Raw genomic sequence first — 26,626 nt, 5'->3', positions numbered from 1 at the left:
AATCGCAACCGAGCAGCAACGTCTAACGAACATCATCAAACCTTGCGTGAGACCCTTTTCATGAGTGGACAAAACTCGCATTCAGGCGAGCTGAAACGCGGCCTGAAAAATCGCCATATTCAACTGATCGCCCTTGGCGGCGCGATCGGTACCGGGCTGTTCCTCGGCTCGGCCGGCGTCCTGAAATCCGCCGGCCCGTCGATGATCCTCGGCTACGCCATCTGCGGCTTCATTGCTTTCATGATCATGCGCCAGCTCGGCGAAATGATCGTCGAAGAGCCAGTGGCCGGTTCCTTCAGCCACTTCGCCCATAAATACTGGGGCGGTTTCGCCGGCTTCCTGTCGGGCTGGAACTGCTGGATTCTGTACATTCTGGTGGGCATGTCGGAGCTGACCGCGGTCGGCAAATACATCCACTACTGGGCGCCACACATCCCGACCTGGGTCTCGGCAGCCGGCTTCTTCGTCTTGATCAACTTGATCAACCTGGCGAACGTCAAAGTCTTTGGTGAGGCCGAGTTCTGGTTCGCGATCATCAAGGTGGTGGCCATCGTCGGCATGATTGCGTTGGGTAGCTACCTGCTGGTCAGCGGCGACGGCGGCCCGCAAGCGTCGGTGACCAACCTGTGGGCCCACGGTGGCTTCTTCCCTAATGGTGTCAGCGGCCTGGTGATGGCCATGGCGATCATCATGTTCTCCTTCGGCGGCCTGGAAATGCTCGGTTTCACCGCAGCTGAAGCCGACAAGCCGAAAACCGTGATCCCGAAAGCCATCAACCAGGTGATCTACCGGATCCTGATTTTCTACATCGGTGCGCTGGTTATCCTGCTTTCGCTGACGCCATGGGACAGCCTGCTGGCGACCCTGAACGCGTCGGGTGATTCCTACAGCGGCAGCCCGTTCGTGCAAGTGTTCTCGATGCTTGGCAGTGACACCGCTGCGCACATCCTCAACTTCGTGGTGTTGACCGCGGCATTGTCGGTGTACAACAGCGGCACCTACTGCAACAGCCGCATGCTGCTGGGCATGGCCGAGCAGGGCGATGCGCCGAAAGCCTTGTCGAAGATCGACAAGCGCGGCGTGCCGGTGCGTTCGATCCTTGCTTCGGCGGCGGTGACGTTGATTGCCGTATTGCTGAACTACCTGATCCCGCAAAACGCGCTGGAACTGTTGATGTCGCTGGTGGTTGCCACCCTGGTGATCAACTGGGCGATGATCAGCTTCTCGCACTTCAAGTTCCGCCAGCACATGAACAAAACCAAGCAGACGCCGCTGTTCAAGGCCCTGTGGTACCCGTACGGCAACTATGTTTGCCTGGCGTTCGTGGTGTTCATTCTGGGCGTGATGCTGCTGATTCCGGGGATTCAGATCTCGGTGTATGCGATTCCGGTGTGGGTCGCGTTCATGTGGGTTTGCTACGGCATCAAGAACAAGCGTCGTGACCGGCATGTGTTGCACGCGGCAAACGCGAAGTAAGCGCAGCATGCAGAAACAACAAACCCGGCCACTGCCGGGTTTTTTGTGCGCGATGCAAAACCTGTGGGAGCGCGGCTTGCCCGCGATGAACGATAACGCGGTATGCCTGATGAACCGCGGTGCCTGAATCGCGGGCAAGCCACGCTCCCACAGGGGCCGCATTCCTTCAGTCTATTCGCGGTATCCTGCGCGTTCTGAATACGGACGCTTTTCCATGCTGGTGATTTCCAACAATGTGCATCTGCCGGATGCCGAGATCGAATTGACCGCCATCCGTGCCCAGGGCGCCGGTGGGCAGAACGTCAACAAGGTCTCCAGCGCCGTGCACCTGCGCTTCGACATTCCGGCCTCGTCCTTGCCCGAGTTCTACAAGGAACGGTTGCTGGCGCTACGTGACAGTCGCATCACCAGCGAAGGGGTGTTGATCATCAAGGCCCAGCAATACCGCACGCAGGAAGCCAATCGCGCGGATGCGCTGGAACGGCTGACCGAGTTGATCCTCAGTGCCATCAAGGTCGAAAAGAAGCGTCGTCCGACCAAACCGACCCTCGGTTCGAAGAAGCGTCGGCTCGAATCCAAGACCAAACGCGGCAGCATCAAGGCCGGGCGCGGCAAGGTCGACTTTTAGCGCGCTGTTCGTTCTTCCCGGTACTTTTCATTGAGGTGCTTTGGCGCTTGCCGGTACAGGTAAACGCTCAGTGCCAAACCGCTCAACGCGGCAATCGCGGCGAACAGGAAAATCGAGGCAAAACCAAAACCTGCCGCAATCGCACCCGCCAGCGGCCCGGTAATCCCCAGCGACAAATCGATGAACAGCGAATAAGCCCCGACTGCCGCGCCACGACTTGAGGCCGGCACCAGGTTGACCGCTTCCACGCCCAGTGCCGGAAACACCAGCGAGAAACCGAACCCGCTCAGTGCCGCACCGGCCAGAGCCCAATGAGCGTCCGGCGCCAGCCATAGCAGCAGCAAGCCGAGGGTTTCCACCGACAGGCAGGCAATCGCCACGCGAAAGCCGCCGAGGCGGTTGATCAGGTTGCCGAACAGTAGCCGCGCACCGATGAAACTGGCACCGAACAAACTCAGGCACAGCACCGCGTTGTCCCAATGCTGCGTGGCGTAATACAACGTGATGAAAGTCGCGATAGTGCCGAAACCGATGGAGCCCAGCGCCAGACCGCAACCATGTGGCAGCACGCGCCCCAGCACATGCATGAACGGCAAACGCACGCCGACCACAATCGGCGCGGCGGTCTTCGGCCAGGCGAGCGCCAGGCCCAGCACGGCCAGAAGTACAATGCTCACGCCCATGCTCCACAAGCCCAGCTTATTGACCAGCAGCACGCCCAGCGGTGCGCCGATGGCGATGGCGCCATAGCTGGCGATACCGTTCCAGGAAATGACTTTGGCAGTGTTCGCCGCGCCGACCCGTCCGATGCCCCAGCCGATCGAACCGGAGCCCACCAGGCTTTCCGCGCTGCCGAGCACCAGGCGGCCGATCAACAGGCTGATCAGGCTCAAGGTCGGCAGGCTCTGGGTCCAGGCCGAAATCAGCATGAAAACTCCGCTCAACCCGCAGCCGGCGAGGCCGTACATCACGGCGAGTTTGCTGCCCTTGTTGTCGATGATTTTCCCGGCATACGGACGGCTGAGCAGGGTGGCCAGGTATTGTACGCTGATCACCAGGCCGGCGATTACGGCGCCGAAGCCCAAATCGCTGTGGACGTAGCCCGGCAACACGGCCAGGGGAATGCCAATATTCAGATAGCCGATGAAGGTGAACAGGACGATGGAAACGACTTGCAGCGTGACCGCCAGGGGGCGCTGGTTTTCAGACATGGGTAAAGATCCACGGGGAAGCAGGATAGATAGGCTGCTTATGATAGCGGCGCAAGCGGCTGCGGGTCGTGGAAAAAGTAAAACTATTTGCCGGGCGGGGATGAATCAGGGTTTGGCAGGAGCGACCAGGTGCGTGGTGACCAGGGCGGCCAGGGCGTTTTCTTCGCTGCCGAAACGGGCGAGCAGCGCGGCGCGTTTCTCGGGGGACAGGCGATTCCAGATATCGATCATCTTCTCGGTGGTGCCGATCAAGACGCTGGCCTGCAGCTCTTCATCAAAAGGAGGAGTGAAGTCGTCGGTCATGGTGGGTAACTCAAGGGTTCAGGCGGTGTGGAAAGCGCATGTTAGCGCTTTCCACACGGTCTGGCATTGCAGGTGAATCAGTCTTCGCTGTCGGCCTTGCGGCGTTCAGTGGCTTCTTTTGGCTCGGGCTGTTGGGCACCGGCTTGTTGCGTGGGCGTCTGCTCAGTTTCGTGCAGGCTTGGGAAGGGGAGATTAGGGATCTCGTGCATATCGCGCTCCTCGCAAAGTCTGTTGATAGATCTGGTAGATCCGCGCTTTTAAAAAGCTTGGGGAGGATACAGCAGAAGAAATGACAAATAGACTTTTATATCTAATTGTTGCGACGGATGGGGTTGTCTAGACAGGTCTACAAGAGGGAGCGACACAAAACAAATGTGGGAGCGAGCTTGCTCGCGATAGCGGTGGCACATCCAACATCAATGTGGCTGAAGAATCGCTATCGCGAGCAAGCTCGCTCCCACAGGGGACTTGCGGTGCTTGATGGTTATTTGCAGACTTCGGCGATGGCTTCGGCCAGCAAATCAAGGCGTGTGGCATCGATTCCGGCGACGTTCGCCCGGCCAGTGCCCACCATATAAACGCTGTGATGATCTCGCAGCTGTTTGACCTGGTCCGGCGTCAAACCGGTGTAGGAAAACATCCCGCGCTGCACGCCGATGTGCGCAAAGCGCTCGCGCAAACCATGAGGTTCAAGCGCTTCAACCAAACCGCTGCGCAGTTGGGCGATACGCAAACGCATGGCTTCCACTTCGTCGACCCAGAGGCTTTTCAGCTCTGGATCACCAAGGATGGTCGCTACCACAGCCGCGCCGTGATCCGGCGGTGTCGACCACAGATTGCGGGCGATATTGGCCAGTTGGCTGCGGATATCCACCAGCTTGTCAGCGGTTTTCGCGCAGACAATCAGCGCGCCGGTGCGGTCGCGGTACAGGCCGAAGTTCTTCGAGCAGGAACTGGTGATCAGCACTTCCGGCAACGCGGCAGCGAACAACCGGGTCGACCAGGCATCCTGTTCCAGACCATCGCCGAAGCCTTGGTAGGCGAAGTCGATCAGCGGCACCAAATCGCGACTGCGCACCACGTCCAGCACCCGGCGCCAATCGTCATGGGACAGATCGAACCCGGTCGGGTTGTGGCAGCAGGCGTGCAGAAGCACCACATCGCCCTTCGGCGCTTCGTTGAGAACCGCGAGCATCGCTTCGACGTCGAGTCGGTTATCGCTGCCGACGTACGGGTAATGACTGACCTTGACCCCGGCCGCCGCGAAGATGGTTTCGTGGATCGGCCAGGTCGGGTTGCTCAGCCACACGCCACGCCCCGGCAGGCACTGGGCGATGAAGTCGGCACTCAAGCGCAACGCGCCGGTGCCGCCCGGTGTTTGCGTCGCGCCGGTCCGTTGCTCGGCGATCAACGCGGAGTCGGCGCCGAGCACCAATTCAACGATGGCCTTGCCGAACGCCGGTTCACCGTGGCCACCGATGTAGGTCTTGGTGGTCTGACGATCCACCAGACGCTGCTCGGCGAGCTTCACGGACTGGGGAATCGGTGTCAGGCCCTGGGCGTCTTTATAGACGCCCACGCCGAGGTCGAATTTGCGCGGGTTGGGGTCCTGCGCATAGGCCTCCATCAGGCCGAGAATCGGGTCGCCGGGTACTCGTCCGATGGCGTCGAAATGCATTATTTGCGGCCCTCGGCGTCCTTGGCCACTTCGTCAGTGCGCGCGGCCATGATGAAATCGTTGCGATGCAGGCCCTTGATGGAGTGGCTCCACCAGGTCACGGTCACTTTGCCCCACTCGGTCAGCAGGCCTGGGTGGTGACCTTCGGCCTCGGAGATTTCACCGACGGCGTTGGTGAACGCCAGTGCGTGTTTGAAGTTCTTGAACAGGAAAACTTTTTCCAGCTGCATCACGCTGTCGCGTACTTCGATGTTCCAGTCAGGAATCTGCTTGATCAGTACCGGCAGTTCTTCGTCGCTGACCTGAGGGGCATCGGCGCGGCAGGCTTCGCAGTGGGCTTGGTTCAATGTGGACATGATGGGTTCCTGAAATCGAATTATTGGAATTCGGCCGTCAATTCACCACGCTAAACCAAAGCGGTGGTTCCTGACAGGCTCACTTGATTCTAAAAGCTGCGGATCACGCAGCCTTTGGCGGAAATTTTGGTGTGTGCAAGCCCAACTGCATGCCTTGCTTGACCATGCCCATGATGTCTTCGTGGGCGAGGTCGAAAAGGCGCTTGAGGTTCGGCAGGACAAAGTACAGCGGTTGCAGGATGTCGATGCGGTACGGCGTGCGCATGCATTCCAGCGGATCGAACGCCTGATGCTCAGGTTCGTTCGACAGGCAGTAAACGGTTTCTTTTGGAGAAGAAAGAATGCCGCCGCCGTAGATGCGCATACCTTCAGCTGTATCGACCAGACCGAACTCGATGGTCATCCAATACAGGCGCGCCAGGTACACGCGTTCTTCCTTGGTCGCTTGCAGACCAAGTTTGCCGTAGGTGTGGGTGAATTCGGCGAACCAAGGGTTGGTCAGCAGCGGGCAGTGGCCAAAAATCTCGTGGAAAATGTCCGGCTCTTGCAGGTAATCCAGTTCTTCGCGGGTACGAATAAACGTCGCTACCGGGAACTGCTTGTTGGCGAGCAATTCGAAAAAGGTCTGGAAGGGGATCAGTGCGGGGACTCGGGCAACTTGCCACCCGGTGGTTTCACCGAGGACCTTGTTGATCTCACCGAGTTGCGGAATGCGGTTGTGGGGCAGACCGAGTTTTTCGATACCGTCCAGGTATTCCTGGCACGCACGACCTTCGATCACTTTCAGTTGGCGAGTGATCAGCGTGTTCCACACCGCATGTTCTTCGGCGGGGTAGTCGATAAAACCTTGCGCATCGGGCTCGCGAGCCACGTATTGCGTCTGCTTCATGCTGCTCTCCTGCTAGGGGATTTCGTTCTTGTTATGTCCTGCTATGGACCTAGAAATACCTCAAGAAATGCGGTGTTGCAGCACGCGAGTTGCGCTGCGCGTAGGAAAAATCGTCGATTTTTGTAAAGTATTCGTTACGGATCGACCGCTATGGCGCAGGGATTGGGATTTACGGGTTTGAAATGGAGTGCAGGTGTCACATAATCTTGACGACCAAGTTGGCGCCTGTGCAGAAAAATCCTTGCTCAGGCCCTCGATCTCTCCTGTTTCGGGCCTTTATATGCGTATCAAAGTCCACTGCCAGAACCGCATCGGTATCCTGCGCGACATTCTCAACTTGCTGGTCGAGTACGGGATTAACGTCGCTCGCGGCGAGGTTGGCGGTGAGCATGGCAACGCGATCTACCTGCATTGCCCGAACCTGATCAACATTCAGTTCCAGGCGTTGCGTCCCAAGTTCGAGTCGATTGCCGGGGTTTTTGGCGTCAAGCGTGTAGGGCTGATGCCCAGCGAACGTCGGCACATGGAACTCAATGCGTTGCTCGGTGCCCTGGAGTTTCCGGTGCTGTCGATCGACATGGGCGGCTCTATCGTTGCCGCCAATCGCGCGGCGGCGCAATTGCTCGGCGTGCGGGTGGATGAGGTGCCGGGGATTCCGCTGTCGCGTTACGCCGAGGATTTCGACTTGCCGGAACTGGTGCGCGCCAACAAGTCGCGGATCAACGGCTTGCGGGTCAAGGTGAAGGGTGACGTGTTTCTCGCCGACATCGCGCCGCTGCAATCGGAGCATGACGACAGCGAAGCCATGGCTGGCGCGGTGCTGACACTGCACCGCGCGGATCGGGTAGGGGAGCGCATCTATAACGTGCGCAAGCAGGAGTTGCGCGGCTTCGACAGCATTTTCCAAAGCTCGAAGGTGATGGCCGCGGTGGTGCGCGAAGCCCGACGCATGGCGCCGCTGGATGCGCCGCTATTAATAGAAGGTGAAACCGGTACGGGTAAAGAGTTGTTGGCGCGCGCCTGCCACCTGGCGAGTCCGCGGGGGCAGTCACCATTGATGGCGCTCAACTGCGCCGGCCTGCCGGAATCCATGGCTGAGACGGAGCTGTTCGGCTACGGCCCCGGCGCTTTCGAAGGGGCGCGGGCCGAAGGCAAACTCGGGCTGCTGGAACTGACGGCGGGCGGTACGCTGTTCCTCGATGGCGTCGGGGAAATGAGCCCACGCTTGCAGGTGAAATTGCTGCGTTTCCTGCAGGACGGTTGCTTCCGTCGTGTGGGCAGTGATGAAGAGGTTTATCTAGATGTGCGGGTGATCTGCGCGACGCAGGTCGACCTGTCCGAGTTGTGTGCACGCGGCGAGTTTCGCCAGGATTTGTATCACCGCTTGAACGTGCTTTCGCTGCACATCCCGCCACTGCGCGAATGCCTCGATGGACTTACGCCGCTGGTGGAACACTTCCTCGATCAGGCCAGTCGGCAGATCGGTTGCCCGCTGCCGAAACTGGCGCCAGCGGCGATGGAGCGGCTCAGTCATTACCACTGGCCGGGCAATGTCCGGCAACTGGAAAACGTGTTGTTCCAGGCGGTTTCCTTGTGCGAGGGCGGGACCGTCAAGGCCGAACATATTCGCCTGCCGGACTACGGCGTGCGTCAGCCACTTGGCGATTTCTCGCTCGAGGGCGGGTTGGACGAGATTGTCGGGCGCTTCGAGAAAGCGGTGCTTGAGCGCTTGTACTCCGAGCACCCGAGCAGTCGGCAATTGGGCAAGCGGTTGGGGGTTTCGCATACGACCATTGCCAACAAACTGCGTGAGTACGAAGTCGGCAAAGAACCCGGCAGCGCATAGGCCCCTGTAGCAGCTGTCGAGCCCGCGAGGCTGCGTTCGGCGGCGAAGCCGTCGCAAACCCTGCATACAAGGTTTTACTGATACACCGCGGTGGATGGTTTTACGACTGCTGCGCAGCCGAACGCAGCCTCGCGGGCTCGACAGCTGCTACGAGGTCGGTGTTGAGCCCAAGAGGTCGACACTTGCCGTAAGCGGCATAACACCGCCGGTTTTTCGTCTTCGACACAATCCTCCAATCCCCTCTAAATCCCTCAAGCCCTTTGTTTGCCGGGCCCTGCGCCGCCAGAAAAAAGTTGGTCTGCAAATTGCTTATCGCTCAGCAGTACAGCAGTGGGCGGCAAACGTCCGGCATGCAGAGGAAAGAGTGTGGACAAGTACCTTTATGTGGCAATGACCGGCGCCAGCCAGAATGCACTGGCGCAGAAGGCTCATGCGAACAACCTGGCGAACATCTCCACCAACGGTTTCCAGAAAGACCTGGAGCAGGCTCGTTCGATGCCGGTGTTCGGTGACAGCTTTCCGGCGCGTGCGTTTGCCCTGTCCGAACGTCCGGCCACCGATTTCTCCCCTGGCGCATTGGTGGAAACCGGTCGCGACCTCGATGTCGCGGTGCAAGGCAATGGCTGGATCGCCGTGCAGAACCCTGACGGCGGCGAAAGTTACGTGCGCACCGGTAGCCTGAACGTCGACGCCTTGGGCGTGCTGCGGGCCGGCAACGGTATGCCGGTGATGGGCAATGGCGGGCCGATTGCCGTGCCGCCCGAGCAGCAAATCGAAGTAGGCGAAGACGGCACCATCAGCATTCGTGCGATGGGCGAAGGTCCGCGCGTGATGGCGGAAGTCGACCGCATCAAACTGGTTAATCCTGACTTCAAGAACATGACCAAAGGCTTGGACGGTTCGATCCACACCAAGGACGGCAAGCCGGCGCAAGCCGATGCCAACGTCAAACTGGTGTCCGGTTTCCTTGAGTCGAGCAACGTCAACGCCGTGGAAGAGATGACCTCGGTGCTGGCCCTGGCCAAGCAGTTCGAGCTGCACATCAAGATGATGAACACCGCCAAAGACGATGACCAGGCCATGGCTCGGGTCTTGCAGATCAGCTAATTATCAGAACGTCGCGCCGTAAAACAGGCGCACGAGGAGAATCGAATGCTTCCGGCTCTATGGGTTGCCAAAACAGGTCTGTCCGCCCAGGACACCAACCTGACGACCATTTCCAACAACCTGGCCAACGTGTCGACCACGGGTTTCAAACGTGACCGCGCCGAGTTCCAGGACTTGCTCTATCAGATCAAACGCCAGCCAGGCGCCCAGTCGACCCAGGACAGTGAACTGCCGTCGGGTCTGCAGGTGGGTACCGGTGTGCGCATCGTCGGCACCCAGAAAAACTTCACCGCCGGCAGCCTGCAAACCACCGAGCAGCCGTTGGACATGGCCATCGACGGTCGCGGTTTCTTCCAGATTCTGCAGCCGGACGGCACGACTTCCTACACCCGTGACGGTACGTTCCACCTGGACTCCAACGGTCAGATCGTGAACTCCAGCGGCTTCGCTCTGGAACCGGCCATTGTCATCCCGAACGATGCCCAGACCTTCACGGTCGGTCGCGACGGCACCGTGTCCGTCACCGTTGCCGGCAACGCGGCATCCCAGGTGATCGGCAACCTGCAAACCGCCGACTTCATCAATCCGGCCGGTCTGCAGGCTGTGGGCAACAACCTGTTCCTGGAAACCGCTGCCAGCGGCGCGCCGCAAGTCGGTACCCCGGGCCTGGCCGGTTTCGGCACCACGCTGCAGAACACCCTGGAAACTTCGAACGTCAGCACCGTTGAAGAGATGGTCAACATGATCACCACTCAGCGCGCTTACGAGATGAACTCCAAGGTGATCTCCACCGCCGACCAGATGCTCTCGTTCGTAACGCAGAATCTGTAATCAAGTCTATGAGGCGACCATGAGGTCGCCTGCAACACCGTGAGGTAGGGTCATGAATCGCTTTGTATCTGTTCTGGCACTGAGTGGGGCCGTCGTGCTCGCGGGCTGCGTTGCCCCGCCGCCCAAGCCCAATGACCCTTACTACGCCCCGGTGTTGCCGCGCACGCCACTACCGGCTGCCGCCAATAACGGCTCGATCTACCAGGCCGGTTTCGAACAGAACCTGTACAGCGACCGCAAGGCGTTCCGGGTCGGTGACATCATCACCATCACCCTGAACGAACGCACCCAGGCCAGCAAGAACGCCAACTCGCAAATGGCCAAGAACAGCAAGACCGACATCGGCCTGAGCTCGTTTTTCGGTGGCGGCCTGAGCACCAGTGATCCAGTGGGCAGCGGTAGCCTGAGTCTGGATGTCGGTTACGAAGGTGACCGCGCAACCAAGGGCGACAGCAAGTCCGGCCAGAGCAACAGCCTGACCGGTTCGATCACCGTGACCGTCGCTGATGTGTTGCCCAACGGCATCATCGCCGTGCGTGGCGAGAAGTGGCTGACCCTCAACACCGGTGATGAGCTGGTGCGGATTGCCGGGCTCGTTCGCGCCGATGACATCGCCACCGACAACACCGTTTCGTCGACCCGTGTCGCCGATGCGCGCATCACCTATTCGGGCACCGGTGCGTTTGCCGATGCGAGTCAGCCAGGCTGGTTCGACCGTTTCTTCCTCAGCCCGCTGTTCCCTTTCTAGGTGGCTACGTTGAATCTTAAACACCTCATGGTGGCCGCCCTGATGCTGTCCGCAGCGTTCAACGCGCAAGCCGAGCGGCTGAAGGATATCGCCAGTATTTCCGGCGTGCGTTCCAACCAATTGATCGGCTACGGCCTGGTGGTCGGGCTTAACGGCACCGGCGACCAGACGACGCAAACCCCGTTCACCCTGCAGACCTTCAACAACATGCTCTCGCAATTCGGCATCAAGGTTCCGCCGGGTTCGGGCAACGTGCAGTTGAAGAACGTCGCGGCGGTGTCGATCAGTGCTGATTTGCCGGCGTTCGCCAAGCCGGGTCAGCAGGTCGACATCACCGTATCGTCCATCGGTAACTCCAAGAGCCTGCGCGGCGGCACTTTGCTGCTGACGCCGCTGAAGGGTATCGACGGCAACGTTTATGCGGTCGCTCAAGGCAACCTGGTGGTCGGCGGTTTTGATGCCGAAGGTCGTGACGGTTCGAAGATCACTGTCAACGTTCCGTCGGCCGGTCGTATCCCGGGCGGTGCGTCGGTTGAGCGTTCGGTGCCGAGCGGCTTCAACCAGGGCAACAGCCTGACGCTGAACCTCAATCGTTCGGACTTCACCACGGCCAAGCGCATCGTCGACAAGATCAACAATATGCTCGGCCCTGGCGTTGCCCAGGCCATCGACGGCGGTTCGATTCGCGTCAGTGCGCCACTCGATCCGAGCCAGCGCGTCGACTACTTGTCGATCATCGAGAACCTTGAAGTCGACCCGGGTCAGGCGGTGGCGAAAGTCATCATCAACTCGCGGACCGGCACCATCGTGATCGGCCAGAACGTCAAGGTTTCCCCGGCCGCCGTGACCCACGGCAGCCTGACCGTGACCATCACCGAAGACCCGATCGTCAGCCAGCCCGGCCCTCTGTCCAATGGGCAGACGGCGGTCGTGCCGCGCTCGCGGGTCAACGCCCAGCAGGAAGCCAAGCCGATGTTCAAGTTCGGTCCGGGTACCACCCTCGACGAAATCGTGCGTGCGGTGAACCAGGTCGGCGCGGCGCCGGGTGACTTGATGGCGATCCTCGAAGCACTGAAACAGGCCGGCGCGTTGCAAGCCGACCTGATCGTGATCTGAGGACGGCGACCATGGATATGCGCAAGGGCGGATTGGGGGTCAGCAGCAACGATTCGGGTTCCTATTCGGACCTGAATCGCTTGAACCAGCTCAAGGTCGGCGACAAGGACAGTGACGGGAACATGCGCAAGGTTGCGCAGGAATTCGAGTCGCTGTTCCTCGGTGAAATGCTCAAGTCCATGCGCTCGGCCACCGACGCGCTGGGCCAGGACAATCCGCTCAACACGCCGGCAGCCAAGCAATACCAGGAAATGTACGACCAGCAGTTGGCCGTTTCCATGTCCCGTGAGGGTGGCGGTATTGGTCTGGCTGACGTGCTGATGCGTCAGATGTCGAAGAACAAACCGCTGGCCCCGGGCGAGGCTGCTGCCGCGTCAGCCGCCAAGCAAGCTGCCGCGAAAGCCGCCGTAGAAACACCGATTGGCGCTGGCACGGTCGCCACCAACGGGCCGCTGTCGCGTCTCAATGGCGAGCGTCCGTTGTGGGCTTCGCGCTCAGTGAGGTCGCCAGCCAGTGCGGGCGAGGGCACTCATCGCAATGATATGGCGCTGATCAATCAGCGACGTCTGGCGCTGCCACCGAAACTGGCCGATCGCTTGCTCGCAGGGCTGGTGCCGTCGGCATCGACCGCTGCCGCGACCGCCACGACGGCGCAGAACAACATCCAAATGCCGCAGAGCACCAAGACCGGTGCCGGCCCCCTGTACAACGGCGATTGGCTGGCTTCGCAAACGGATGCGACATCCACCGGGCGCCTGCAGGTTTATGGTCGTGCCATGGCGCAAATACCGCTGGCACCGGCGAAGAAAGCGTTCAGTTCCGCCGACGAATTCGTCAACACCATGCTGCCGATGGCCAAAGAAGCCGCCGAACGCATTGGTGTCGATCCGCGTTACCTGGTGGCGCAGGCCGCCCTGGAAACCGGTTGGGGCAAATCGGTCATGCGTGCCCAGGATGGCAGCAGCAGCCACAACCTGTTTGGCATCAAGGCCAGCAGCAGTTGGAAGGGCGAATCGGCGCGGGCAATCACCAGCGAATTCAGGAATGGCGAGATGGTCAAGGAGACGGCTCAGTTCCGTTCCTATGACTCTTACAAGGACAGCTTCCATGACCTTGTGACGCTGCTGCAAACCAACAATCGCTATCAAGATGTTGTGAAGTCGGCCGATAACCCAGAACAGTTTGTACGCGAGTTGCAAAAGGCCGGTTACGCAACCGACCCGGACTACGCAAGCAAGATTTCGCAGATAGCCAAGCAGATGACGAGTTACCAGAACTACGCTGCGGCGGGCGCTACCACCACGCCTCTATAGGCATAAGCTATAAGGTCTGAACCATGAGTTTGCTCAACATCGGGATGTCGGGGCTGTCAGCCAGCCAATCGTCGTTGATGACGACGGGTAACAACATCGCCAACGTCGATACCGCGGGTTACTCGCGTCAGCAGACCGTGCAGGGTACTAAAGCCTCGCAGCAGTTCGGCAATGTCTACATCGGTACCGGTACGACCCTGGCCGATGTACGTCGGGTGTACAACAGCTACCTTGATGCCCAACTGCAGACCACCACGTCGCTCAACAGCGATTCGGCCGCGTACCTGGGCCAAGTCACGCCGCTGGACAAACTGCTGTCGGACAGCAGCACCGGCCTCAATGGCGCACTGACCAAATTCTTCGCCTCGGTACAGAACGTCAACGCCAAGCCGGGTGACGACGCTTCACGCCAGTTGCTGCTCAGCGATGCCCAGGCCTTGAGCAACCGTTTCAATTCGGTGTCCAGCCAGTTGAACGCGCAGAACGCGAACATCAATGGCAACCTGACGAACATGGCCGATCAGGTCAACAAACTGGCCGCCACCGTGGCGCAGTTGAACCAGAAGATTAGCGAGATTTCCAGCTCCGGCGGCATGCCGAACGAGCTGCTCGACGCCCGTAACGAGACCGTACGCCAGCTCTCGACCTTTACCGGCGCGCAAATCGTCGAACGCGAAGGCAACGTCGATATCTACTTGGGTAGCGGCCAGCCGCTGGTCATGGGCAACACCGTCAACAAACTCGAAGTCGTGCCGGGCAAAGACGACCCGAACCGTTTGGCGCTGCAACTCAATCGTGGTTCGAGCACCATCGATATCACGTCGATCATGACCGGTGGCGAAATCGGCGGTTTGCTGCGCTATCGCAGCACCGTGCTCGACCCGGCCATGAACGAACTGGGTCGCGTGGCGCTGGTCGTCGCTGATCAGATGAACAGCATCCAGGCCCAGGGCATCGACAAGAACGGTGACTTCGGTTCGAACCTGTTCAACAGCATCAACAGTGCCGCGCAGATGGCTCAGCGCAGCATCGCTTCGGGCAGTAACAGCGCAGGCTCGGGCAACTTCGATGTCAGCATCGAAGACACTGGCAAGCTGACCATCAACGATTACAAGGTGACGTTCACCAGCGCCACCGACTACACCGTGCAGCGCCTGCCAGACAATTCGTCTATGGGCAGCTTCAGCACACTGACCACGCCAGCGCCGGTGATCGACGGTTTCTCCTTGAATCTTGCCGGTGGCACCGCGGCTGCAGGCGATACCTTCAAGATCACCCCGACCCGCAATGCGGCCGCCAACATCAAGACCGAGATGACCGACTCCAAGCGTCTGGCCATCGCGGCACCGTTGGGCGCGGCAATTGCAGCGAGCGGCAGTGGCAGCGGCACCCTGACGATCCCGGCCAGCGGTCAACCGACCCTGACCACCAAGTTCGATATCTACGATGCGGCGACCGCCACCGCGATGCAGAACGGCCTGAAAAACTCCACGCCGACCAAGGTGGTATTTGGTGCGGTGTCCGCCGACGGCACCAGCCAGACCTACCAGTTCCTGGATGCCAAGGGCGGGTTGATCAGCAGCGGCACCATCAAGCCAGGTGAGAGCAACACCCTGAACCTGAGCATTCCGCTCAAGGATGCCACGGGTGCGCCGATCCCGCCTGCGCCTGCCACTCAGTACACCGCGACCTTCAGCATGACCTTCGCCGGTGCCCCGAGCAATGGCGCGGCAATTAACGTCTCGCTCAGTCAGCCGGGCAGCCTGGACAACCGTAACGGCACCACGCTGGCCGGCTTGCAGACCGCGCAGACCGTGGACACCGGCTCCGCCAGCAAAGGTATTTCCCTGAACGACGCTTACGGCAAACTGGTCGAAGGCGTTGGCTCCAAGGCCGCCCAGGGCAAGCTCGACAGCGCCGCGACCGAAGCCATCCTGGCGAACGCCAAAGGTGCGCGCGACTCGCTTTCGGGTGTCGACCTCGATGAGGAAACCGGCAACCTGGTCAAGTATCAGCAGTACTACACCGCCTCTTCGCAGATCATCAAGGCTGCGCAGGAAATCTTCAGCACACTGATCAACAGCATTTAAGGAGTCGTAGCCCATGCGCATTTCTACCGCCCAGTTTTACGAGTCCTCGGCTGCGAGCTATCAGAAGAACTTCGCCAACGTGGTCAAGAGCAGCGAAGAGGCGAGCAGCCTGGTTCGCGTCAACACCGCCGCTGATGATCCGGTCGGCGCCTCGCGCCTGCTGCAATTAGGCCAGCAGGCTTCGATGCTCGATCAGTTCTCGAACAACATGACAACGATCAAAGCCACGCTTGGCCAGACTGAAGCAGTCATGACCAGTATCGGCAACGTGCTGCAACGCGCCAAGGAACTGGCCCTGGGTGCCGGCAACGCCGGTTATACCGATTCCGACCGTCAGGCCAATGCTTCGGAGCTCAGCCAGATCGAAGAGCAGCTGTTGAGCCTGATGAACACCAAGGACGAAAACGGCAAATACATTTTCGCCGGTTCCAAAGGCGATACCGTTCCGTTCTCGCGCAATACCGACGGCACCTACAGCTATAACGGTGATCAGGTCACGCTGGACCTGCCGATTGGTGATACCCAGTCGATGGCCACCAACAGCACCGGTTGGGCTGTGTTCCAGCAAGCCATCAACACCAGTCGCACGCAGACCACAATGACTTCGCCCTCGGCGCTCGTCGATGGCGGTCGCGTGGTGCTTTCCAATGGTCAGGTAGGTTCCGACGTGACCTACAACGCCAAATTCCGCAGTGGCGAGCCTTACACCGTGAATTTCCTCAGCCCCACACAGCTGGAAATCAGAGACTCGTCGGGTACCGACGTCACGTCCGAAGTCAGCGAGAACGGCGTGTTCAACTCTACCGGCGGGGCGGCTACCCAGACGATCAGTTTCCGTGGCGTTGATCTGAAGTTGAACATCAACATGAAGCCTGGTGACATCCCGGCGACCGTGTTTGGCAACGCCTACAGTTTCACCCTGGCGGCCAAGCCGGACAGCTTCAATGCGTCGCGCAGTCCAGGCAACCTGTCTACCGAAGTAGTCACCAATACGAGCATCACCAACAGTGCCGCCTACCACGCCAGCTTTCCGGAAGGCGGGGCGATTCTCAAGTTCACCAGTCCCACGGCTTTCGACTTGTATGCGGCGCCTCTGACCGCGAACAGCAAGCCGGTTTCCAGCGGCGTTCTGGCGGGCAACGTCGCCACCGCATCGGGTGTCGCCTTCACGCTGAGCGGCGTGCCTGCGCCGTCGATGCTTGCCGGTGACCAGTTCTCTGTCACGGTCAACACTCACCAGACGCAGAACATTCTGGACACCGTCAGCCAGCTGAAAACCGCGCTGTCGACGCCGACCAACAACGATCCGCTGGCCATTCAAAAACTCAACGCAGCCATTGGTTCGGGCATCGGCAACCTGGCCAGTGGCATTGACCAGTTGACCTCCAGCATCAGCTCCGTGGGTGGTCGCGGTTCGTCGCTGACGACTCAGACCGAGATCAACCAGAGCCTGACGCTAGCCAACACGCAGACCCAGGGGGCGATCCGTGATTCGGACCCGGCCACGGTGATGACCCGCCTGACCTTGCAGCAAACCATGCTGCAGGCCTCGCAACTGGCATTCAGCAAAATCGCTCAGTTGGGGCTGTTCAACAAAGTCTGAGTCGAGGCCTTCGCGCTGTTGGCGCGAAGGTTGAGGCACCGAGTGCAAACCGTCTTTTTTCAGCGGTTCAGGGCTGCTCCACTCGTTCCGGAGTGGGCGCCCGCCGCTCGCGAGTTCCCCTGTCGTGAAACCAACTCCTCTTGTCAGCATCGCCATTCCCGCCTACAACCCGCTGTACTTTCAGGCAGCGCTGCAAAGTGCTCTGAATCAGACCTATGCGTCGCTTGAAGTGATCGTGTGTGACGACAGCGACAGCGACAAAATCCATGAGCTGGTCCAGGCCTGCACGGTGCCTCAAACCGTGACATTGCGTTATGTGCGCAATGAACAACGCCTGGGGTTCAAGGGGAATCTGTTGGCCTGCGCCGAGCAGGCAACCGGGGAGTATCTCAAGTTTCTCTGTGATGATGATCAGTTGCTGCCTGAGAGCATTACCCGTCAGGTGCAGGGTTTCATCGATCATGACGACGTGAACCTGGTGATTGCCCAGCGTCAGTATTGCGACGGCGACTACCTGCTGCTGCCCGAGCGTCTGGAGAACTCCAGCTTTGCCTCGGGGGATACCCTGTTCAAGGGTGAAGACCTGCTGGATGTGCTGGAAAGCACGGCCCTGAACTTCCTCAGCAATTTGAGTGGTGCGCTGATGCGTACTCATCAGGTGCTGGAGTATCTGCCCGCATTGACCCAGGTCGGCGAAGGGTTTGTCGCCCGTCTCGATTTCGCCTTGTTTGTCTGCCTGTTGCGTCGCGGCAATCTGGCGGTAATAGCGCAGGTGCTCAGCTTTGAACGCTTGCACCCGGCGCGCCTGAGCAATCAACCGGAGGTCGACCAGGCCGTGGCGGTCGAACTTGGCTGGCTGACCCAAATGCTGGCGGTGCGCAGCGGCGAGCCGGCGCCAGCGCCGGGGCATGTTCGCTACATCGATCTGGCCAGTGCCGCCCTCGGTGAGCCGTATGCCTGGGAGGAAATGGCGCTGAGTCGTTCTCTGGGCTTTACCGCGACTTTGATCCGTTCGCGGGTGGGTGAAAACTGTGACAGCTTCGCTGATGTGTACCAGCAATGGCTGGCCTGTCGCACCTTGAACCCGGCCCAGCAGCGCCTGTTGCCCACGCGCCTTGCCTCGTGGCCATCCCGACCGCGCATTGTGCCGGTGGTGATTGATGCTGATGCCGACGATGCCGCGCTGGGCGTCACGCTGGACAGCATCGATCGGCAGGTTTATGCCGCCGAAACAGTGTTGGTGCTCTCCGGTGAAGATCGTACCGGTGCCCTTGCAGGTAACGTGATTCGTGTGGTCTTGCAAGGCGACGGACTTGAGCAGCTCAACGTCCTTCTGATGCAAATGGACGGTGCGGATTGGTTCTATCTCCTGCGGGCGGGTGATCGCCTGACTGAACTGGCCTTGCTGCTTTTGGCTGAGCGCATGGTCGAGAGTGCCGGCGCGATGTGCATTTACAGCGATGAAGGTGGTCTGCGCAACGAGTTGTCGGTCGAGCCGATCTTAAAATCGGATTTCAATCTTGACCTGTTGCGCAGTTATCCCTACATCGGGCGGACACTGGCCATTCGGCGTGAGCGCTTTGTGGACACCGGTGGATTCAACCCGGATTTCACCGAGCTCAGTCCTCATGATCTGCTCTGGCGCCTCGTCGAAAGCCATGGCCCGCATGTCGTGGAGCATGTCGCCCAAGTGTTGGTCGAGTCCTCGTTCGGCATGTCTCAGTGGCTCGCATTGCCGCAAGTGATCGAGCAAAACTCCCGTGTAGTGACCGCGCACCTTGACCGTATCGGTGCGGCACACGACGTCCGGCAGGGCAACGTGCCGCTGATCAATCGAATTGACTACCACCATGGCTTTCAACCGCTGGTGTCCATTGTTGTGGTGGCCCGTAATCGGCTCGGCCCGCTTCAGCGCTGCATCGAGAGTGTGCTGGAGCACACGGCGTATGCGCACTACGAATTATTGATCGTCGACAATGCCAGCACCTCGATCGAAGCGCAGGACTGGCTGGCCGCGATGTCGCAAATGGGCGGTGAAAAACTGCGCGTATTGCATTGCGATTACCCCGACAACCCGGCAGCGGCGCAGAACTTCGCGATGACTCAGGCTCGCGGCGAATATGTGCTGTTGCTCAGCCCGGACAGCCTGATCGTCAACCGAGACTGGCTTGGCGAACTGCTGAATCACGGCTTGCGCCCGGAAGTGGGAGTGGTGGGCGGTCGGATGGTCAGCCCGCAGGGGCGTATCGAAGGTTCGGCGCTGGTACTGGGGATGCGCGGCCCTGTCGGCGTGCCTTGGCGCGGGGAAGTGGTGACCACCCCGGGTTACATGCAGCGCCAGCAAGCGGTGCAGAACCTGAGCGCGGTGAGCACCGAATGCCTGCTGATCCGCAAGCAGGTGTTCGATGATCTTCAGGGGTTTGACGAGCAGGCCTTTTCGCACAGGCTCAACGGCCCGGATTTCTGCCTGCGTGTCAGACAGAAGGGGTATCTGGTGGTCTGGACGCCGTATGCCGAATCGGTCCACGTGGCTGCCGAGACGGAGAGCGGGTCGGTGGTGTCAACGCTGGTGGCTGAGCACAAGCTGTTTTATCAGCGCTGGCTGCCGATCATCGCAAGAGATCCGGCGTACAACGTCAACCTGAGCCTCAACACCAATAATTTCAGTCTTGAACCTGGTTTCAAGAACGATTGGAATCCGTTCGCCCGTCACATGCTGCCACGGGTTCTGGCGATTCCGATCAATGAGACCGCAGTAGGGCATTACCGTGTCACTCAGCCATTTCTCGAGCTGGAGGCTGCGGGGCAAGTGCTCGGCAACCTTTCTTACCATACGCCCTCGGACATTGAGCTGGAGCGCCAGTCGCCCGACGTCATCATCCTGCAAGGGCGCTACAGTGAGGGCGCGGTGAATGAAGTGGAGCGGGTCAGAAACAGCTCCCGGGCCTTCCGGATCTTCGAGCTTGATGACTATGTCATCGATGTGCCGAAGAAAAATGCTCACGTACGCAAGGCCATCGTTGGCGTTGAGCAGATCGTGCGGCGTGCGATCGGGCTGTGTGACCGGGTGGTGGTGTCGACCCAGCCGCTGGCCGATGCTCTCAAAGGCATGCATGACGATATTCGCGTGGTGCCGAACATGCTCGCTCCGCATCTGTGGACCGGTCTGAGCAGCCTGCGACGTACGTCGCGCAAGCCGAGGGTAGGTTGGGGGGGGGGGACCAGTCATGATGGGGATCTGGCGATCATTGCCGATGTCATTCGCCTGCTGGCGGATGAAGTGGAATGGGTGTTCTTCGGTATGTGCCCACCGGCACTCAAGCCTTTCGTACATGAATTCCATCCCGCCGTTGGCCTGCAGGCTTACCCCGCCAAGCTGGCGAGCCTGAACCTTGATCTGGCTTTGGCGCCGTTGGAGTTTCACATCTTCAACGACTGCAAGAGCAACTTGCGCCTTCTGGAATATGGCGCGTGCGGTTATCCGGTGATCTGTACGGACACCGAGGCTTATCGGGGTTACCTGCCGTGTACCAAGGTGGTGAGCAACAGTACCGAAGAATGGCTTGAGGCAATCCGTATGCACCTGGCTGACCCGGACGCGAGTTATCGCATGGGCGACGCGCTGCGTGAGGAAGTGCTGCGCGACTATATGCTGCGTGGTAATAACCTGAATTATTGGGCTGAGGGTTGGTTGCCGAACTGATTCGGTTTTTTTTAGCGATTGGGGGGCATATCCGTTACCGCAGAAACGGATATGTACCCCAACCCTCGAACCGCCAGCCAAGTGAACAGCATCAGGCCTTCAATACCTGGTTCTTTCGTCTCAGCGCTCGCCCACCGCACTGAAAGAGCTGGCGCGTTTCCTGCAAGTCCCCCCGATATCGCCATAAAACGAGCACTTCCGGTGAATCCAGAAGCGCCCTGAGCGGCATTGAAGGTTTTATCCAGAAGGCCTGCAAAAGCTTGATACAGCTTGGCTGAGCCCTGTGACGAACAAGAGGGGAGACGATGAAGGCAGTTATTTTGGCGGGCGGCCTGGGCACGCGCATCAGTGAGGAGTCGCACCTCAAACCCAAGCCGATGATTGAAATCGGCGGCAAGCCAATTCTCTGGCACATCATGAAGCAGTACTCCGCTCACGGGATTCATGACTTCGTGATTTGCCTGGGTTACAAGGGCTATGCAATCAAGGACTTCTTCGCCAACTACTTCCTGCACACCTCTGACGTCACCTTCGACATGTGCAACAACCGCATGGACGTTCACCAGAACTACAGCGAGCCGTGGCGCGTCACGCTCATCGATACCGGTGAAGAAACCATGACCGGTGGCCGTTTGCGTCGCGCCAGCCGCTATCTGGAAAACGAAGAAGCGTTTTGCTTCACCTACGGCGACGGGGTGTCCGATTTGAACATCGGTGCTCTGGTGGATTTTCACCTGTCTCATGGCAAGCAGGCCACGGTCACGGCGGTGCAGCCACCCGGCCGCTACGGTGCGCTGGATCGTGAGGGCGATCGGGTGTTGGGGTTCACTGAAAAACCGCGCGGTGATGGTGGCTGGATCAATGGAGGTTTCTTTGTGTTGTCACCCAAGGTTCTGCCACTGATTGATGGCGATGAAACCTCGTGGGAGTCAGGCCCTCTCGACGTCCTTGCCGGGCGGGGTGAGTTGATGGCCTTCCAGCACGATGGCTTCTGGCAGCCGATGGATACTCTGCGCGACAAAAACCATCTCGAGGCGTTGTGGCAGACAGGGGAGGCCCCATGGAAGCAATGGGACTGAGCCCGGAATTTTGGCGCGGCAAGCGAGTGTTGTTGACCGGTCACACTGGTTTCAAAGGCAGTTGGCTGACGTTGTGGCTGCAAAGTCTGGGCGCGAAGGTCAGCGGGTTTTCGCTTGATCCATCCACCGAGCCGAATCTGTTCGGCCTGGCAAAGGTGGCCGAAGGCATAAATGATCAGCGCGGCGACCTGCGTGACTTGGGCGCGCTGCTGGAACTGATCGCCGATACCCAACCAGAAATCGTCCTGCACCTGGCGGCTCAGCCCTTGGTGCGCGAAGGTTATCGAGACCCGCTGGGGACGTACTCCAGCAATGTCATGGGCACCCTCAATCTGCTCGAAGCGATCCGTCAGGTCGGCGGCGTGCGTGCGTGCGTGCTGGTGACCACCGACAAGGTTTACGCGAACAAAGAATGGCTGTGGCCGTACCGCGAAGACGAAGCCCTCGGCGGACACGATCCTTACAGCAGCAGCAAGGCCTGCTGCGAGTTGCTGGCGCAGTCTTACGCCGCTTCGTTCTTCCCGGCCGAAAAGTATGCCGAGCACGGTTTGGCCCTGGCCACAGCCCGGGCCGGCAACGTATTGGGTGGTGGCGACTTCGCGCCGGAACGGTTGATTCCCGACGTACTCAAGGCTTGGTCCGCAAACGAGCCCGTGACCCTGCGCTACCCGCAAGCCGTGCGTCCCTGGCAGCATGCGCTGGAACCACTGGCGGGTTACCTGCAACTGGCCGCCAGCCTCTATGAAAAAGGTCCCGAGTTTGCCGGCGCCTGGAACTTCGGCCCGAGCGAAGCGGACATGTGCAGCGTCGGCGAAGTCGTCGAACTGCTCGCCAACCGCTGGCCACAAGCGCGCGGATTGCGCATCGAACCGAGTGATCTGCACGAAGCAGGCCTGTTGCGCCTGGACAGCAGCCGCGCCCGTCAACTGTTGGCCTGGCAACCGCGCTGGTCGTTGCAGCAATGCCTGACCCAGACCCTGGATTGGCACCTGGCCTGGCAAAACGGCGACGACATGCGTGACTTCACCTTGGGCCAGTTGAACCTGTACCGAGGCGCGCTGTGAGCGAATTTTTGTTGAAAACGCTGCCGCTGACGGGCTTGTTCAGCGTGCAGCACAAACGCTTCGAAGACGATCGTGGGCACTTCGCCCGGTTGTTCTGCGAGGGCAGCCTGAGTGCCTTCGGTCAAGCGTTTTCCATTCGCCAGATCAACCATTCCTGCACCCGCGCACGCGGGAGTGTGCGTGGCTTGCATTACCAGAATGCCAACGCGCCGGAAGCCAAGCTGATCACCTGCCTGCGCGGTGAAGTCTGGGATGTGGCGGTGGACTTGCGGCCCGACTCCGCAACGTTCCTGCACTGGCACGCCGAACACCTGCGCGCTGGCGACGGTCGCAGCCTGCTCATTCCTGCCGGATTTGCCCACGGCTTCCAGACCCTGACCGACGACGCCGAATTGCTTTATCTGCACAGCGCCGACTATGCGCCGGAGCACGAAGGCGGTTTGTCGGTGAACGATCCACGGCTGGCGATTGCCTGGCCGTTGCCTGTCAATAATCTGTCAGACAGGGACGCCAGCCATCCCTTGCTCGATGAACGCTTTGCTGGAGTGCGTCTATGAACTGTCGTGGTTGCGGAACTCCTTTGGCCTTGCCGCTGATCGACCTCGGCACGTCGCCGCCGTCGAACGCCTACGTACGTGCCGATCAGCTGGAACAGGCCGAACAATGGGTGCCACTGAAGGTTGCGGTGTGTCAGCAGTGCTGGTTGGTGCAAACCGAGGATTACACCCGTGCCGACAGCCTGTTCGACGCTGAGTATGCTTATTTCAGTTCGTTTTCCAGCACCTGGCTGGCGCATGCCGATCGCTACGTGGCCGAGATGGTCGAGCGCTTCGGCCTGACCGCCGACAGCCGTGTGGTGGAAATCGCTGCCAATGACGGTTACCTGTTGCAGTACGTCGCCGGTCGCGGCATCCCTTGCCTGGGCGTTGAACCGACCCGCAGCACCGCGCAAGCGGCGCGCGAAAAGGGCCTGGAAATCCGCGAGTTGTTCTTCGGCCGTCACACCGCTGCGCAATTGGTCGGCGAAGGCTGGTCTGCGGACCTGATGGCTGCCAACAACGTGTTGGCCCACGTGCCGGACATCAATGATTTTCTCGGCGGCTTTGCGACCTTGCTCAAGCCGGCTGGCGTGGCGACGTTCGAGTTTCCGCAACTGCTGACGCTGATGGCCGGGCAACAGTTCGACACGCTGTATCACGAGCACTATTCCTACCTGTCCCTGACTGCCGTGCATACATTGTGCGAACGCAACGGCCTGGAAGTGTTCGACGTCAGTCAGCTGTCGACCCACGGCGGTTCGTTGCGGGTATTCGTGCAACGTGCTGACGGGCTTCGTCGTGAAGTGCAGCCCGCGGTTGCGCTTCAATTGCAGGCCGAAATCGTCGCCGGGGTTCAAACCCCCGAGTACTACGCGACCCTTGCGCCAGCCGCCGAGGGCATCAAACACCAATTGCTGCGCTTTCTGTTGCAGGCGAAAGCCGATGGCAAACGAGTGGTCGGTTACGGCGCCGCCGCCAAGGGCAACACGTTGCTCAACTACGCCGGGGTCAAGCCTGATCTGTTGGCCTGGGTCGCCGACGCCAATCCGCATAAACAGGGCAAATTTTTGCCTGGCAGCCGGATTCCGGTGGTTTCACCCGAGCGTATCGCCCTCGAACAGCCCGACTACATCCTGGTTCTGCCATGGAACCTGTTGACGGAAATCACCCAGCAATTCGCCTCGGTCAACGAGTGGGGCGCACAGTTTGTCGTTGCCGTTCCGGAGTTGAGTATTCAATGAGCAGAATTCACTACACCAAACCGAGTGTCGGCGAACTGGAAGCCCGGTATGCCCTGGATGCCGTGCAGAATGGTTGGGGCGCGCGTTGCTACGAATACCTGACGCGTTTCGAGCACGGGTTTGCCGAGCACCTTGGTGCGACCTACGCCATTGCGACTTCAAGCTGCACCGGCGCGCTGCACATGGGTATGGCGGCGCTGGGCATCGGCGCGGGAGATGAAGTGATTCTGGCCAACACCAACTGGATCGCTTCGGCGGCACCGATCACGTATCTGGGCGCTACGCCGGTGTTTGTCGATGTTCTGCCAGATAGCTGGTGCCTGGACCCGCAACTCGTCAGGCGTGCAATTACCCCGAAGACCAAAGCCATTCTCGCGGTTCACCTTTACGGCAACCTGTGTGACATGGATGCATTGTTGGCGATGGGTCGCGAACACGGTATAGCGGTCATCGAAGACGCTGCCGAAGCCATCGGCTCGCAGTGGCGCGGCAAGGCTGCCGGTTCGATGGGGGCGTTCGGTGCGTTTTCATTCCATGGCACCAAAACCATGACCACCGGCGAGGGCGGCATTTTCGTCACGTCGGATAAAGCCTTGTACGAGCGGGTCCTGACCTTGTCCAACCATGGTCGTGTCGCGGGCAGCACCAAACAATTCTGGCCGGAGTTCATTGGCTTCAAATACAAGATGAGCAACTTGCAGGCTGCCGTCGGCTGCGCTCAGGTCGAGCGGATCGATGAGCTGATCGAACGCAAACGGACGATATTCGCCAATTACGCCCACGCGCTGTCATCGCTGCCGGGTGTTTCGCTGAACCCCGAACCTGCCCATGCCCGCAACGGTTACTGGATGCCCACTGTGGTATTCGATGCCGGGACCGGGATTCATCGCGACGAGATGATCGCCGCGTTCCAGGCTGCCGATATCGACGCCCGGGTGTTCTTCTGGCCACTGTCGTCGTTGCCCATGTTCAGCGAGCACGTGGTCGACACACCGGTTTCGTTTGCCTTGCCGGAGCGTGCGTTCAACCTGCCGAGTTATCACGACATGACTGACGCCGATCAGGCGCGGGTGGTGGATGTGGTACGTGCGCTGCTGGCCAAAAGGCAATCGCTGTGAAGATGTACTTGCTGGGTGCGGCGAACCCGGAAGCGGTGCGCATGCTGCACGCGGTGAAGCGCAGCACGCCGAACGTCGAGTTTGCGTTTCTGGACAATGACCCGGGCAAACAGGGCACCTTGTTTTATGGCGTGCCGGTTATTGGCGGTTCCGGGCTGGTGAGTGAACTTAAAGGGCCGGACGTGTGTTTCGTCAACCTGATCACCGGCAGCACCCGACTGCGCTACGAGACCACCCGCCAATTGGTCGAGGCCGGTGCCACGCTGGGCCAGTTCGTCCACCCCGGCATTGACCTGAGCATGATTCGCATGGGGCAGGGCAGTTATCTGCAGGAAGGCGTACTCATGCAGGCCGAGGTGACGCTGGGCGACAACACTAGTATCAGCGCCGGCAGTGTCGTGGGGCATGAAGGCCAGATCGGCCACTCGGTGTTCATGGCGCCCGGCGTGTGCATCGCCGGTTGCGTGGAGATTGGCGACGGCACGTTCATCGGCACCAACGCCACCATTCTTCCGCGCTTGCGCATCGGTCGCTGGGTGACCATCGGCGCCGGTGCCGTCGTCACCAAAGATGTCCCGGATTATTCAGTCGTGGCGGGCAATCCCGCCAGGATCATCAAGACCAACGTGGTGCCTTACCCCGACGGTAGGGTCTTCAAGTAACCCGTTTCCCTATTTTTTTGGAGCG

Annotated in this window: 23 protein-coding genes; 17 read left to right on the top strand and 6 right to left on the bottom strand. The window is 59.9% G+C overall.

From position 1 onward, the window contains the following. Window positions 1-60 precede the first annotated feature (60 nt). Both ACMXYI_RS29945 and arfB read left to right on the top strand, forming a co-directional pair. Window positions 61-1,476 (top strand): amino acid permease, encoded by a 1,416-nt coding sequence (locus ACMXYI_RS29945; RefSeq protein ID WP_415770685.1) that lies wholly within the window; start codon window positions 61-63, stop codon window positions 1,474-1,476. A 214-nt stretch (window positions 1,477-1,690) separates the two neighbouring features. After that, window positions 1,691-2,104, top strand: coding sequence for an alternative ribosome rescue aminoacyl-tRNA hydrolase ArfB (arfB, locus tag ACMXYI_RS29940; protein ID WP_157714241.1), 414 nt, complete (start codon window positions 1,691-1,693; stop codon window positions 2,102-2,104). On the opposite strand, the gene ACMXYI_RS29935 is transcribed toward arfB, so the two are convergent. The 6 genes from ACMXYI_RS29935 to phhA all read right to left on the bottom strand — a co-directional run bounded on the left by ACMXYI_RS29935 (window position 2,101) and on the right by phhA (window position 6,541). Beyond that, on the bottom strand, window positions 2,101-3,315 hold the full coding sequence (locus ACMXYI_RS29935; RefSeq protein WP_415770682.1) for an MFS transporter: 1,215 nt from the start codon (window positions 3,313-3,315) through the stop codon (window positions 2,101-2,103). The genes arfB and ACMXYI_RS29935 overlap by 4 nt on opposite strands. A gap of 105 nt (window positions 3,316-3,420) precedes the next feature. Then, window positions 3,421-3,618 (bottom strand): hypothetical protein, encoded by a 198-nt coding sequence (locus ACMXYI_RS29930; RefSeq protein WP_046046420.1) that lies wholly within the window; start codon window positions 3,616-3,618, stop codon window positions 3,421-3,423. A gap of 77 nt (window positions 3,619-3,695) precedes the next feature. Continuing rightward, the gene (locus ACMXYI_RS29925) at window positions 3,696-3,827 is read right to left on the bottom strand and encodes a hypothetical protein (protein WP_008156098.1); all 132 of its coding nucleotides are present in this window, start codon (window positions 3,825-3,827) and stop codon (window positions 3,696-3,698) included. Between the two features lie 275 nt (window positions 3,828-4,102). Next, window positions 4,103-5,296, bottom strand: coding sequence for an amino acid aminotransferase (locus ACMXYI_RS29920; RefSeq protein ID WP_415770680.1), 1,194 nt, complete (start codon window positions 5,294-5,296; stop codon window positions 4,103-4,105). Continuing rightward, window positions 5,296-5,652, bottom strand: a complete 357-nt coding sequence (locus tag ACMXYI_RS29915) for a 4a-hydroxytetrahydrobiopterin dehydratase (protein ID WP_008030478.1) — start codon at window positions 5,650-5,652, stop codon at window positions 5,296-5,298. The genes ACMXYI_RS29920 and ACMXYI_RS29915 overlap by 1 nt, the downstream gene beginning before the upstream one ends. 103 nt (window positions 5,653-5,755) lie before the next feature. Then, window positions 5,756-6,541: a phenylalanine 4-monooxygenase gene (phhA, locus tag ACMXYI_RS29910; RefSeq protein ID WP_415770678.1), complete on the bottom strand. Its 786-nt coding sequence runs from the start codon at window positions 6,539-6,541 to the stop codon at window positions 5,756-5,758. 280 nt (window positions 6,542-6,821) lie between these two features. On the opposite strand from phhA, the gene ACMXYI_RS29905 reads away from it, so the two are divergent. From ACMXYI_RS29905 to ACMXYI_RS29835, 15 genes are all read left to right on the top strand, one after another. Further along, a complete protein-coding gene (locus ACMXYI_RS29905; protein WP_282479852.1) occupies window positions 6,822-8,387 on the top strand; it encodes a sigma-54-dependent transcriptional regulator in 1,566 nt (521 codons plus the stop codon). 366 nt (window positions 8,388-8,753) lie between these two features. Continuing rightward, on the top strand, window positions 8,754-9,494 hold the full coding sequence (locus tag ACMXYI_RS29900) for a flagellar basal body rod protein FlgF (RefSeq protein ID WP_008146778.1): 741 nt from the start codon (window positions 8,754-8,756) through the stop codon (window positions 9,492-9,494). Between the two features lie 45 nt (window positions 9,495-9,539). Beyond that, entirely contained in the window at window positions 9,540-10,325 is a 786-nt protein-coding gene (gene flgG / locus ACMXYI_RS29895; protein WP_415770676.1) for a flagellar basal-body rod protein FlgG, read from the top strand. 52 nt (window positions 10,326-10,377) lie between these two features. Beyond that, window positions 10,378-11,073 carry a flagellar basal body L-ring protein FlgH gene (gene flgH, locus ACMXYI_RS29890; protein ID WP_309677797.1) on the top strand — a complete coding sequence of 232 codons (696 nt, stop codon included), beginning with the start codon at window positions 10,378-10,380 and terminating at the stop codon, window positions 11,071-11,073. A 27-nt stretch (window positions 11,074-11,100) separates the two neighbouring features. After that, the gene (locus tag ACMXYI_RS29885; RefSeq protein ID WP_046056003.1) at window positions 11,101-12,189 is read left to right on the top strand and encodes a flagellar basal body P-ring protein FlgI; all 1,089 of its coding nucleotides are present in this window, start codon (window positions 11,101-11,103) and stop codon (window positions 12,187-12,189) included. Window positions 12,190-12,200: 11 nt separating this feature from the next. Then, window positions 12,201-13,502, top strand: coding sequence for a flagellar assembly peptidoglycan hydrolase FlgJ (gene flgJ, locus ACMXYI_RS29880; RefSeq protein ID WP_415770674.1), 1,302 nt, complete (start codon window positions 12,201-12,203; stop codon window positions 13,500-13,502). A 23-nt stretch (window positions 13,503-13,525) separates the two neighbouring features. Then, on the top strand, window positions 13,526-15,592 hold the full coding sequence (gene flgK / locus ACMXYI_RS29875; protein WP_415770672.1) for a flagellar hook-associated protein FlgK: 2,067 nt from the start codon (window positions 13,526-13,528) through the stop codon (window positions 15,590-15,592). 13 nt (window positions 15,593-15,605) lie between these two features. Next, entirely contained in the window at window positions 15,606-17,195 is a 1,590-nt protein-coding gene (locus ACMXYI_RS29870; RefSeq protein WP_415770670.1) for a flagellar hook-associated protein 3, read from the top strand. A 124-nt stretch (window positions 17,196-17,319) separates the two neighbouring features. After that, window positions 17,320-20,898, top strand: coding sequence for a glycosyltransferase (locus ACMXYI_RS29865; RefSeq protein ID WP_415770668.1), 3,579 nt, complete (start codon window positions 17,320-17,322; stop codon window positions 20,896-20,898). A 305-nt stretch (window positions 20,899-21,203) separates the two neighbouring features. Next, window positions 21,204-21,977, top strand: coding sequence for a glucose-1-phosphate cytidylyltransferase (rfbF, locus tag ACMXYI_RS29860; protein WP_415770666.1), 774 nt, complete (start codon window positions 21,204-21,206; stop codon window positions 21,975-21,977). Then, the gene (gene rfbG, locus ACMXYI_RS29855; protein WP_415770665.1) at window positions 21,959-23,041 is read left to right on the top strand and encodes a CDP-glucose 4,6-dehydratase; all 1,083 of its coding nucleotides are present in this window, start codon (window positions 21,959-21,961) and stop codon (window positions 23,039-23,041) included. Before rfbF ends, rfbG begins: the two co-directional genes overlap by 19 nt. Next, the gene (locus ACMXYI_RS29850; RefSeq protein ID WP_415770663.1) at window positions 23,038-23,598 is read left to right on the top strand and encodes a dTDP-4-dehydrorhamnose 3,5-epimerase family protein; all 561 of its coding nucleotides are present in this window, start codon (window positions 23,038-23,040) and stop codon (window positions 23,596-23,598) included. The genes rfbG and ACMXYI_RS29850 overlap by 4 nt, the downstream gene beginning before the upstream one ends. Then, the gene (locus tag ACMXYI_RS29845; RefSeq protein WP_415770661.1) at window positions 23,595-24,821 is read left to right on the top strand and encodes a methyltransferase domain-containing protein; all 1,227 of its coding nucleotides are present in this window, start codon (window positions 23,595-23,597) and stop codon (window positions 24,819-24,821) included. The genes ACMXYI_RS29850 and ACMXYI_RS29845 overlap by 4 nt, the downstream gene beginning before the upstream one ends. Then, window positions 24,818-25,939 (top strand): DegT/DnrJ/EryC1/StrS family aminotransferase, encoded by a 1,122-nt coding sequence (locus tag ACMXYI_RS29840; protein ID WP_415770659.1) that lies wholly within the window; start codon window positions 24,818-24,820, stop codon window positions 25,937-25,939. Before ACMXYI_RS29845 ends, ACMXYI_RS29840 begins: the two co-directional genes overlap by 4 nt. Continuing rightward, window positions 25,936-26,601 (top strand): acetyltransferase, encoded by a 666-nt coding sequence (locus tag ACMXYI_RS29835; protein WP_415770658.1) that lies wholly within the window; start codon window positions 25,936-25,938, stop codon window positions 26,599-26,601. The genes ACMXYI_RS29840 and ACMXYI_RS29835 overlap by 4 nt, the downstream gene beginning before the upstream one ends. Window positions 26,602-26,626: the final 25 nt, after the last annotated feature.

This window comes from Pseudomonas lyxosi, from assembly GCF_047758685.1.
Lineage (GTDB): Bacteria > Pseudomonadota > Gammaproteobacteria > Pseudomonadales > Pseudomonadaceae > Aquipseudomonas > Aquipseudomonas lyxosi.
This window is presented reverse-complemented; position numbering and strand designations above follow the sequence as displayed.

Coding starts and splice junctions, on each gene's coding strand:
- ACMXYI_RS29945 (WP_415770685.1), top strand. CDS start 61: ATGAGTGGACAAAACTCGCATTCAGGCGAGCTGAAACGCGGCCTGAAA.
- arfB (WP_157714241.1), top strand. CDS start 1,691: ATGCTGGTGATTTCCAACAATGTGCATCTGCCGGATGCCGAGATCGAA.
- ACMXYI_RS29935 (WP_415770682.1), bottom strand. CDS start 3,315: ATGTCTGAAAACCAGCGCCCCCTGGCGGTCACGCTGCAAGTCGTTTCC.
- ACMXYI_RS29930 (WP_046046420.1), bottom strand. CDS start 3,618: ATGACCGACGACTTCACTCCTCCTTTTGATGAAGAGCTGCAGGCCAGC.
- ACMXYI_RS29925 (WP_008156098.1), bottom strand. CDS start 3,827: ATGCACGAGATCCCTAATCTCCCCTTCCCAAGCCTGCACGAAACTGAG.
- ACMXYI_RS29920 (WP_415770680.1), bottom strand. CDS start 5,296: ATGCATTTCGACGCCATCGGACGAGTACCCGGCGACCCGATTCTCGGC.
- ACMXYI_RS29915 (WP_008030478.1), bottom strand. CDS start 5,652: ATGTCCACATTGAACCAAGCCCACTGCGAAGCCTGCCGCGCCGATGCC.
- phhA (WP_415770678.1), bottom strand. CDS start 6,541: ATGAAGCAGACGCAATACGTGGCTCGCGAGCCCGATGCGCAAGGTTTT.
- ACMXYI_RS29905 (WP_282479852.1), top strand. CDS start 6,822: ATGCGTATCAAAGTCCACTGCCAGAACCGCATCGGTATCCTGCGCGAC.
- flgG (WP_415770676.1), top strand. CDS start 9,540: ATGCTTCCGGCTCTATGGGTTGCCAAAACAGGTCTGTCCGCCCAGGAC.
- flgH (WP_309677797.1), top strand. CDS start 10,378: ATGAATCGCTTTGTATCTGTTCTGGCACTGAGTGGGGCCGTCGTGCTC.
- ACMXYI_RS29885 (WP_046056003.1), top strand. CDS start 11,101: ATGGTGGCCGCCCTGATGCTGTCCGCAGCGTTCAACGCGCAAGCCGAG.
- flgJ (WP_415770674.1), top strand. CDS start 12,201: ATGGATATGCGCAAGGGCGGATTGGGGGTCAGCAGCAACGATTCGGGT.
- flgK (WP_415770672.1), top strand. CDS start 13,526: ATGAGTTTGCTCAACATCGGGATGTCGGGGCTGTCAGCCAGCCAATCG.
- ACMXYI_RS29870 (WP_415770670.1), top strand. CDS start 15,606: ATGCGCATTTCTACCGCCCAGTTTTACGAGTCCTCGGCTGCGAGCTAT.
- rfbF (WP_415770666.1), top strand. CDS start 21,204: ATGAAGGCAGTTATTTTGGCGGGCGGCCTGGGCACGCGCATCAGTGAG.
- rfbG (WP_415770665.1), top strand. CDS start 21,959: ATGGAAGCAATGGGACTGAGCCCGGAATTTTGGCGCGGCAAGCGAGTG.
- ACMXYI_RS29845 (WP_415770661.1), top strand. CDS start 23,595: ATGAACTGTCGTGGTTGCGGAACTCCTTTGGCCTTGCCGCTGATCGAC.
- ACMXYI_RS29840 (WP_415770659.1), top strand. CDS start 24,818: ATGAGCAGAATTCACTACACCAAACCGAGTGTCGGCGAACTGGAAGCC.